At 44.0% G+C, this 7,626-nt stretch carries 9 protein-coding genes; 8 read left to right on the top strand and 1 reads right to left on the bottom strand.

Annotated elements, in window-relative coordinates:
* Positions 1-114 precede the first annotated feature (114 nt).
* From O9139_RS14805 to O9139_RS14770, 8 genes are all read left to right on the top strand, one after another.
* Complete coding sequence (locus O9139_RS14805) at positions 115-1,401, top strand: IS110 family RNA-guided transposase (RefSeq protein WP_270877637.1); 1,287 nt, start codon at positions 115-117, stop codon at positions 1,399-1,401.
* Between the two features lie 920 nt (positions 1,402-2,321).
* Positions 2,322-2,987 (top strand): DUF1214 domain-containing protein, encoded by a 666-nt coding sequence (locus O9139_RS14800; protein ID WP_270880247.1) that lies wholly within the window; start codon positions 2,322-2,324, stop codon positions 2,985-2,987.
* Positions 2,984-3,568: a DUF1254 domain-containing protein gene (locus tag O9139_RS14795; RefSeq protein ID WP_270880246.1), complete on the top strand. Its 585-nt coding sequence runs from the start codon at positions 2,984-2,986 to the stop codon at positions 3,566-3,568. Before O9139_RS14800 ends, O9139_RS14795 begins: the two co-directional genes overlap by 4 nt.
* Positions 3,569-4,364: 796 nt before the next feature.
* Positions 4,365-5,102: a hypothetical protein gene (locus O9139_RS14790; RefSeq protein WP_270880245.1), complete on the top strand. Its 738-nt coding sequence runs from the start codon at positions 4,365-4,367 to the stop codon at positions 5,100-5,102.
* Positions 5,103-5,104: 2 nt separating this feature from the next.
* A complete protein-coding gene (locus O9139_RS14785; protein WP_270880244.1) occupies positions 5,105-5,482 on the top strand; it encodes a GntR family transcriptional regulator in 378 nt (125 codons plus the stop codon).
* 1 nt (position 5,483) lies between these two features.
* Positions 5,484-6,173, top strand: coding sequence for an ATP-binding cassette domain-containing protein (locus tag O9139_RS14780; RefSeq protein ID WP_270880243.1), 690 nt, complete (start codon positions 5,484-5,486; stop codon positions 6,171-6,173).
* A gap of 9 nt (positions 6,174-6,182) precedes the next feature.
* Positions 6,183-6,620, top strand: a complete 438-nt coding sequence (locus O9139_RS14775) for a hypothetical protein (protein ID WP_270880242.1) — start codon at positions 6,183-6,185, stop codon at positions 6,618-6,620.
* Positions 6,621-6,731: 111 nt separating this feature from the next.
* Positions 6,732-7,148 carry a hypothetical protein gene (locus O9139_RS14770; protein WP_270880241.1) on the top strand — a complete coding sequence of 139 codons (417 nt, stop codon included), beginning with the start codon at positions 6,732-6,734 and terminating at the stop codon, positions 7,146-7,148.
* 179 nt (positions 7,149-7,327) lie between these two features.
* On the opposite strand, the gene O9139_RS14765 is transcribed toward O9139_RS14770, so the two are convergent.
* On the bottom strand, positions 7,328-7,626 hold a 299-nt coding region (locus tag O9139_RS14765; protein WP_270877763.1), incomplete at its 5' end, for a transposase.

The following is a 7,626-nucleotide window of genomic DNA, read 5'->3' as shown; positions in this document are numbered from 1 at the left end:
GCTAAACATTCCTGTATAGCCTAAGAATTGGGCTTTGTCAAAAAAGGAGCGCCTCGGTATGATGGGTTTGTCCACGGGTTCAAAACCCAACACCATCAAGGAGGCGCTCTTATTATGAAGTTTAAGCAATCAGACGGACAAAATCAACGGATAGAACGAATTACCACTTCCCATCTTGTTGTAGGAATTGATATGGCGAAGGAAGTCCACGTAGCCCAAGCTACGAACTTTCGTGGGATCGTACTTTCTAGTAGGCATCTTTCTTTCAAAAACACCATTGAAGGCTTCGAGAAATTACAACGGTGGATCGACGGATTACAACAGAAACACCGATTAAAGAGTCTTATAATCGGAATGGAGCCCACAGGCCACTATTGGTATAACTTAGCCAATTGGCTTGATGACAAAGGTATAAATGTTGTCCTAGTAAATCCCGCAACTACGAAGCGAAACAAGGAAAATCGCGATAACAGCCCTTCTAAGAGTGATCCGAAGGATGCACTTGTCATTGCAGACGTTGTTAGTCGCGGCTACTACTATGATTACACACGCCAGGCAACCAATTTCCAAAGAATACGTACCATTATGAGCGATCGCGAATTTTGGGTCACGAATAGCGTTCGGCTGCAGAATCGAATTATCCGCTGGCTTGATATGCGTTTCCCTGAATATACGACGGTATTTAAACATTGGACCTGTCCACGATCAATAGCGACCCTCAAAGAATTTCCTTCCCCGCTAGAACTTAAAGATCAATCGACAGCGGATGTAATTACACGTTGGAGAAACCATATGAAGCGAGCTGGTGGTTCAACTGGTATTCAGAAAGCTGCCGAACTCATCTCTCACGCTAGCAAGAGTGTGGGGGATACAACGGCACTCGAGGATGCAAAGCAGGATCTCCAACGCTTAATAGACGAGTACGAGCGCATCGTCGATATATTAGAACAAATTGAAAAAGACATTGCAACCGTACTCGATGAGATTCCTATAGCAAGCCAGCTAAGATCTCTTAAAGGGCTGGGGCCAATCTATATTGCAGCCATTCTGTCAGGTGCAGGTGATCTAAAACAGTATGCCCATGGACGACAATTACTACGAAGGGCTGGGTTAAACCTCGCTGAAAGCATGTCGGGAAAACGAAAAGGGGAAATCGTAATCTCGAAAAGAGGAGATGCCAAACTGCGGAAATATTTGTATCTGGCTACTCTTACATTGGTGGGGATCAATGCTGTTTTCCGACAGTTGCATGAAGAAAATGTCCAAATAAAGCATATGAGTAAACAGCAGTCGGTGTTTAAACTGCTTGGGAAGTTGGCGCGGGTTCTAGTCGGTATGGTTCAGCGTGATGAGTCGTTCACTCCTGAAAAAACGATCCATAATTACACTCAAGCTGCGTAAGATTTATTAAAACGTGAATTGAGTCATTCGCAGGATTTCAGAAAAAGAAAGCACGGAGGACCGAGTTCGTATCCGATAAGGGCTTTGCCCCATCCGCTAAACGCTATCGGTCTCCACACCTTGGATAAGTGTAACGAAGGAATGTTAGGGCAGGGACCCGTAGAGCCGTGGGATGGTAAACTTCCAGGGTTATTGTGGAGGATACGTGCAGCAGAGTATAATTGGGGAAATGTTCCAAAGCGTTCGTTTCTTCTATTTCGGCATGCCCACAACACAAAGTTTACGGGTAAAAAAGCTCTATTTCCTACGGACCACTGCATTCCAACGTGAGAAATCCTGCGAATGACTGAGTATACGTGAGATAAACCCTTAAAACCGAGGGACGGGTACGATAGTTGAATGTACACCGCGGCAGTCGGCCATCATCCAGGTTGAAGTTGAATGGCATGGCACGAATCCCGAGACACATTCCAAAACACCAAAACACAACAAACAAGGAGCAAGATCCACGGCGGTCTTGCTCCTTGTTCTACATGAGGGAAAGAAAAAAAATCCTTCGTTGCGACGAAGATTCAGGGTGTTGGTTAAACTGAAAAGCAACTTAGTATTTCAAGTGAGGAATACCAACTCATAAACAACCTATATAATGTGGCACATCATATAAGAAGGCGATGGAACCGATCCTTCGCTTGTTTTCGTTTCTGTACCCTTAACTAAGCTAGCTGGTAGGAGATTGCTCAACAAATTTTGGGTAAACTTGTATAGAGGATTAATCATTTGGATAAATATCTTTCGAGTGAGAGACAACAAAACGGGGCTCACGGGTCTAGCCTCGTTCGGTTAGGTCTGCACCATGTTTCGCTCCTTCGCGTCTGGAAGCAACGGTCTCCACTTTAACAGTTCAGGGAGGGGAAAAATTAATGACAAACAAAAAATATGCTCTTTTTTTGGTACTAATCGGTGTAATTTGCTTCTATGTTATCATCAAGTCGTTGTTCTTTGTCCATGTAAGACCTGTGTACATTGACGTGATCCAAGGCATCCTCATTGGCCTCGGGATGGCGATTCTCACGGCTCAAATTTTCGCGAAGATCAAGGCTACAAAGGTCAATGGCTGGATTACCATGTTTGGATTGGGCGTGCCCGGGAACGGCATGTTGCTGCGAGCCGCGTGTACCTTAGCCTTCCCTGGCCCAGTAAACATACCTCAGGAGGCGATGTACTGGAAAACATCCGTAGATGGTGCGAGTCATAGCCTCTCCGGAGAGCACTGCTACATCATGCACTTTTCGGCGGGTGGACTCCCGCCAAATAATGCGTTTTGGTCGCTTACTATGGGGAATGCCAAGAATCGCTTTGTGGCGAATTCAATCAATCGATACAGCGTGAGTGGTCAGTCCGGACTCGTGCCAAACGCCGACGGCTCCGTCGATATTTACATTCAGAATACCGCTCCAGGGGGATGGAAGTCCAACTGGCTGCCCGCACCCTCGGGTAAATTCATTCTTTGGTTACGTGTGTATATGCCCGGCGCGGCAATTCTGGATGGAAAATATAACGTGCCGCCGGTTATGGAGGTGAAATGATAGAGCATCTGGAATACCAGCATTTGTTGATATTCGGTTCAGTACTGGTCGCAGTATGGTTCATTGTCATCTACTTTTTGCCGCGTATGCTTCTGACCGTGTTCAAGAGGGCGATCCTCGTTAAGGGATTCGGCGACGGTCCCATCCCAATTAATACGCTCTATATACAATCTCAAGCGCTATTTGCAGATCCTCTTAATACTTCAGGCTCAAAATTAATGACTACTGGCGTGAATCGTGACACGCTCCTTGTGGTTGGTTGGTTAGACCTCAGAAAAGGGCCGCTAATCTTGCATGTGCCGGACATGCATGGTCGCTATTACAGCGTGCAGTTCACCGATCCGTCGAAAAACACTAACTTTGCCTATGTCGGCAAACGCACGACGGGAACTGAGGCCGGCGCTTACCTCATCAGCGGCCCCAGTTGGAAAGGGGCTATGCCACAGGGAGTGCCACAGATTTCTTCACCAAATAATTCGGTACTTGTTATTGGTCGCGTTTTTGTCGACAGCAACAGTGACCTCCCGACTGCACATGGGCTTGCGCACCAGATACAATTATCTCCGTTGACTAAGCCATAGTTTGTAATGATCCCCACAATGCGAGCTTACCCGGTTCCACTGGATTTTTTACTCGGAGGGGATTCCGTGTTCGCGAGAAATAGAGTATTTGGCCGAAAATATAGTTGTGAACTAAGGCGAGGACTAAGCTCCCTCGAAATGATTCAGTTTCCTCAAATCAAACTCATGAATTCACAGGATTTCAGCCTCTAGTAATTGTGAGAGATGAAAGCAGGGGTGGGGCGAGTGCTGATGAGAATTAGGCATGCGGAAATAAAGGTGGAGTATCCTTCACCCATATTGTTCCATGTACTGTACGTCTCCACTTTGCCCAAGTGATTCTCGCTCCCATGTCCCAACGGGTCATAGCCAGAAGAACAACGCTACATAAATATATATATCAAAAATGCGCCAATAAAATATTCGGAGTTGTAAAGACTAACAACATAAATACAAAGTCTCTGCGAGGGAAAAATCCCTCCAGAGGCTTTTTTTGCGGGTATGGGAACAAGTTCTTTGTCATTTATGACATCAAGTTCTTGTCAAAACCAAATGACAAGAACTTGATCCCATTCCCGACGTGGGCTGAGTCAGGGAAGAGGAGAGTCATTTCTGGACCTATTCGTTAAACTAACTGGCAGGATAATTAATGATCGTAAAGCCGAAAAAATGGCACTTAAAGGTCAAGCATGCAAAGGTATAATGGGACTCCTTCTGTGCCTTCTTTTTTAATGCCTATTTACATGTTATTGTGAATTAGTGTACTATTTCATTAGTGCACCGAATGTTTGATTAATCTAAAAAGGGTGAAGTGGAGATGCAGCAGTGGACAGCTTTGTTTATTAAGGATTTTAAGTTAACAAGGAGCTTGTTCTTCATCGGAATCGTCATGAATGTATTGATTGCTATACTAGCCTTGTACATGGAGAGGGAAACGGACGATCCATTGCTCATGTTCGTACCCTTAGCGATTGCCGTTGCAATTCATGTGATCTACGTGCCTCTTATTGTGTTTGTCGGTTTAAAGTCGGAGGGCAACTTGCATTTATGGCTAAACAATCCCCAACCGGCAAGTAAATTGTTGTTGAGCAAAATAATAAACGGCTTGATGATGATCTTAATTTCATTAGCCATGCTATATGTGTTATCCAGACTGCTGATCATACCCAAGTTCAGCTTGATTGAGCCGTATTGGACGGATACCTGGAAACTGGGATGGTTCATCTTGCCTCATGTGATTGGGATATCTATTGAACTTAGCGTATGGGTGATGGTTCTTTGGGCTCTATACCAATACCTTAAGCTGAAAATCGGGCGTTGGAGCTGGGCGGCGGTTGCCGGCGCGGCCATCCTATCCGCATGGCTAAATGCTTTGATCAAATCCTCTACACTGTATCGCTATGTGATGGACTGGGGAGGCATTACTTATAAATTTCCTACGATATTATCCGATCCAATACAAACCTACTCAGGCGGGTATGTATACGACCTTATGATTATCGTCGGACTATTCATACTAACCGCGTGGCTCGTGGACAACAAAGTTGAGGGATAACGATGGATGAATTTAATGCTTCAAAGCCGATCTATTTGCAATTGGCGGATCGTATACATCGACAAATTATTAGCGGAGAATTGAAAGCTGGCGAGAAGCTTCCTTCGATCCGCGATATGGGAATCAAATACAACATAAATCCCAACACCATTCAAAGAGCGTATAGCGAGCTGGAGCGAGAAGGGATCTTGGAAACGAAGCGAGGTCAAGGAACGTTTGTTCCGGAACGGCAGGATCGTCTGGTTCAACAGCGTGATAAGTTGAAACATGAACAAATTGAACAATTCGTTCACGTCATGCGAGAAATCGGATACAGCGCGGCAGAGATCCTGTCGGGGCTGACAGATTATTTGAACAACGCTGAGAAAGGCGATGAGTGACATGATTCAGATGACAAACGTTACAAAGAAATATGTCAATCAGATTGCGCTTCAGGATATCTCATTGACGATACCCATAGGTAAAATCATTGGCATTGTGGGCGAAAATGGCAGCGGGAAGTCAACCTTATTAAAGCTAATGTCTGGACTTTCACTGCCCACAAGCGGCAGTGTGACGGTTAACGGAGAGACGGCCAATCGAAGAACCGGTAAAGTCGTTTCTTATTCCTCCGAGTCGAGTCTCTTTTATCCAATATTCACGGTAAGAGAAGCAATGCAATTTCAGGCTTCACAATTTGCCGACTTTAACCTGGCGAAAGCAGAAGAAATCATGAAGCTTATGCGCTTGGATCCTCATATGAAAATTAAATCGCTTTCGAAAGGTAATCGCGGCCGCTTGCAAATCGTTCTTACGTTAGCGAGAGAGGTACCCTACATTCTGATGGACGAACCCTTATCCGGGCTTGATCCGATGATACGAGACTCTATTGTGAAGGGCATGATCTCCTACGTTGACTTGAAATTTCAGACCTTAATCATGACAAGCCACGAGGTTGCGGAAATCGAAACGTTAATAGACGGCTTCATTGCACTTAAGAGCGGTTCGTTGGTTAAAATGGCCGATGTGGAAGAATTGCATAAATCGGAGGCTCTTCGCATCGAGGATTGGATGAAGAAGGCATATGTATAGGGGAGAGGGATGATGAATGTGACGGAGCAATTCAAGAAGGTATCACCGAGTGAAGTATCGTTATTACGTCTTTATTTGTTGAGAGGTGGTTACCTTCTTATTGTCGTGGGACTCGCTATCACGAAATGGCCTGAATTTATTAATCATTTGGGGTCGTGGGAGCTGATGGAGGGGGTCGTGCAAAGCATGCTACTCGCCTTCTGGGCATTATGCGTCCTCGGATTGCGGTATCCGCTGCAGATGCTGCCTGTACTTTTATGGGAAGTAGCGTGGAAAACAGTCTGGCTGGTCGTCGTTGCACTGCCAATATGGACATCCGGTCGGATGGACGATGCAACGATGAATATGGTCACTGCTAACTTGTGGGTCGTGGTATTTCCCTTCGTCATTCCTTGGCGCTTTGTGTTTGCAAATTATGCGAGGAAGCGCGGGGATCGGTGGGTTTAAGTCGGTGCAGTTGATCGTTCGGTATGTAGGTGGGGCTCTTATTGAAGGCAGCCGGTTAGCTTTAATTAATATGGAAGTATTATGAGGTTCGTAAGAAATGAGAGAGATAGCATGAATTATCAAAAGGCACTTTTAGAAAAAGTTAAGAATATTGGCTTCAACGATCCAGTCGGTCCTCTAATTACAATTAATGAATTTTTTAGTGGTAATACGGATGATTTTTCAATTGCAGCTAATATAGATAATCATCCAACGGTTGATGAATTCCAAAAAGATTTGAATGAAATTCAACTGGATAATGGTATTGAGAATATTTTAATTGAAATTACCGATATAGATGAGAATCAATGGCCATATAGTGAAAGGATCTATATCATTGGAACGATTGAAAAAAATGAATTAATAATGAAATTAGATGTTTTAGAACCTACCGAAGTCGAAGAAGAAAATTCGTTTGTACAAAGTACGAAGAGTAAATTCAACTTACAGAGTAATAATTCAAAGATTTATAGTGTTTGGTGGGATTGAAATGGTATTCACGTTTAGGATGATTAGGATACAACTCATTGAACTATTCCAGCTAATAGCTTGTCAATATTTATTTATTAATAGCAGATCAATGAAGTGGTATACTTGAAAAAGTGCATGGGAAAGAACCGTCCCATAAAGCACGGAAAGACATTCCATATATTTCTATTTCCCGATACTTACTCTAAACGGAACGCTTCTTTAGTAGTTAAGATGGCAAAAATCCAGTGGATGAGTTTATTCACACAAGCAATTATCGCTACTTTGAACAGCTTTCCTTCAGCACGTTTCTTATCATAATAAGCCCTTAATTTCTTATTTCTATTACTACGAATACCACATCGTACAGCTTGATATAGGGCAGTACGAAGTCTCCTGGAGCCATGCTTAGTGATTTTATTTTGGGTAGCTACAAACTTGCCTGATGAAAAAACACTTGGATCAACACCGGCAAAGGCCACCAGTTTCTTTGCGTGAT

This window comes from Paenibacillus aestuarii (assembly GCF_027789125.1).
Taxonomy (GTDB): domain Bacteria; phylum Bacillota; class Bacilli; order Paenibacillales; family NBRC-103111; genus Paenibacillus_E; species Paenibacillus_E aestuarii.
This window is presented reverse-complemented; position numbering and strand designations above follow the sequence as displayed.

What these genes read in the sequence shown, in the direction of transcription:
- O9139_RS14780 (WP_270880243.1), top strand. Translation starts at nt 5,484, where the DNA reads ATGATTCAGATGACAAACGTTACAAAGAAATATGTCAATCAGATTGCG.
- O9139_RS14775 (WP_270880242.1), top strand. Translation starts at nt 6,183, where the DNA reads ATGATGAATGTGACGGAGCAATTCAAGAAGGTATCACCGAGTGAAGTA.
- O9139_RS14795 (WP_270880246.1), top strand. Translation starts at nt 2,984, where the DNA reads ATGATAGAGCATCTGGAATACCAGCATTTGTTGATATTCGGTTCAGTA.
- O9139_RS14770 (WP_270880241.1), top strand. Translation starts at nt 6,732, where the DNA reads ATGAATTATCAAAAGGCACTTTTAGAAAAAGTTAAGAATATTGGCTTC.
- O9139_RS14805 (WP_270877637.1), top strand. Translation starts at nt 115, where the DNA reads ATGAAGTTTAAGCAATCAGACGGACAAAATCAACGGATAGAACGAATT.
- O9139_RS14800 (WP_270880247.1), top strand. Translation starts at nt 2,322, where the DNA reads ATGACAAACAAAAAATATGCTCTTTTTTTGGTACTAATCGGTGTAATT.
- O9139_RS14785 (WP_270880244.1), top strand. Translation starts at nt 5,105, where the DNA reads ATGGATGAATTTAATGCTTCAAAGCCGATCTATTTGCAATTGGCGGAT.
- O9139_RS14790 (WP_270880245.1), top strand. Translation starts at nt 4,365, where the DNA reads ATGCAGCAGTGGACAGCTTTGTTTATTAAGGATTTTAAGTTAACAAGG.